Raw genomic sequence first — 1,474 nt, 5'->3', positions numbered from 1 at the left:
GCGGGATTGGGCTAAGGGTGGCGTTTTGCATGGCGGAGGGATCCCTGTGGGCGATGAAGTCCACCCCCTTCATACCACGGGATCCCAGCTTTGTTGCTGGGAATAGACTTAAGAAAGTCTGTATTGCTTTGTACAGATTTACGCCGATTTTTGGAGGATCCACGCCGCTGCCTGTTCGCCGCTGCGGAGAGCCCCCTCGATGCTGCTCTGGTGGGTGTATTCCCCCGCCCAGAGGAGGCCCTGGAGACCGCTGCAGGTGGATGGCAGGTGCTGCTGGAACCCCGGCGGCTGCACAAATTGGGCAAAAGGGATCCGGTATACCCGCAACAGGCGAAATTGCTCTAGGGGAGCTTTCGGGAAGTAAGCTTGCAGCTCGGCCCGGCAGGCTTGGGCCAGTTCCTCGTCCCTCAAGGGGGGATCCCCTAGCACCACCACCGAATACAGGTGTTGGCCAGGAGGAGCCAGCGCCGGGCTGATGCGGGTAAGTTGGACCCAATGGTTGATCCAGCCCTGGCCGGTGGCGTTGAGGTACAAGTAGGCGCCGCGGCTGAGGGAAAAGGGGGCGCAGAAGTAGAGACAGGTCACCGCTCGCCCCTGGGTGGGAATAGGGGTGGGGGCTTGAGGGCACAGCTCCGCCTGCCAGGCCCGTGCCTGAGGGGCATCAGTAGCACAAACTACCCACTCGGCAGGGATCTCTTCACCCTTGGCGGTGCGGATCCCGCGCACTTTCCCGTCTTCTGCCAGGATGCGCTCCACCGGGGTTTGGTAGCGAATCTGTTCGGGGGACAGGTGACCGGCCAGTTGTCGGGCCAGTTCTCCCATGCCCAAGGCCGGGGTGACGATGGATCCCTCGGCCATCATCTTGAAATAAAAGGCAAAGAGGCGGGCGCTACTGCCCAGATCCGGATCTAGAAGGATCCCGCGGAAAAAGGGGTAGAAAAAGTGCTGGCAGATCTGTTGGGAAAAGCCGTACTGCTCCAGAAACTCCCGCAGCGAGCAATCGGATCCCCCTAGCCCTTCTCGAAAAACCTGCTCCGGGCTGCGGCGCGCCAGCTCGGATCGCAATTGCAGCACCTTGAGCTTGTCCCCAAAGCTGGCCAAGGGGTTGAGCAAAGAGGGGAGAAGGCTGGACAGATCCCGTAGGGGATCCCCCAACAGCCAGCAGCGACCGGGTTGAGCCAAAATAGCGCCGGGCCGGTAGGGACGGGGATCGAGCTTGCCCAGATCCAAATGCTGTCGCACTTTGGGATAGGCGGTGAACAGCACCTGAAAACCGCGATCCAGGCGAAAGCCATCCACCTTGTCGGTACGCACCCGCCCCCCAGGGCCGTCGCTTTTTTCCAGAACCAGGACATCCCTCCACCCCGCCTGGCTCAGCACTTTGGCGCAAGCCAAGCCGGCCAGCCCCGCCCCAATGATGACAACTTTGCCCATGCTGATACATTTACGCTGAACACTGCTGAACATCACTGTT

At 61.0% G+C, this 1,474-nt stretch carries 1 protein-coding gene; it reads right to left on the bottom strand.

Annotation, left to right across the window (positions count from 1 at the left end; all coding sequences use genetic code 11):
- Positions 1-138: 138 nt before the first annotated feature.
- The coding region (locus tag NW843_RS11035) for an FAD-dependent oxidoreductase (RefSeq protein ID WP_414522960.1) at positions 139-1,474 on the bottom strand (1,336 nt) is incomplete at its 5' end.

This window comes from Synechococcus sp. R5-12, from assembly GCF_047502655.1.
Taxonomy (GTDB): Bacteria; Cyanobacteriota; Cyanobacteriia; order Thermostichales; family Thermostichaceae; genus Thermostichus.
This window is presented reverse-complemented; position numbering and strand designations above follow the sequence as displayed.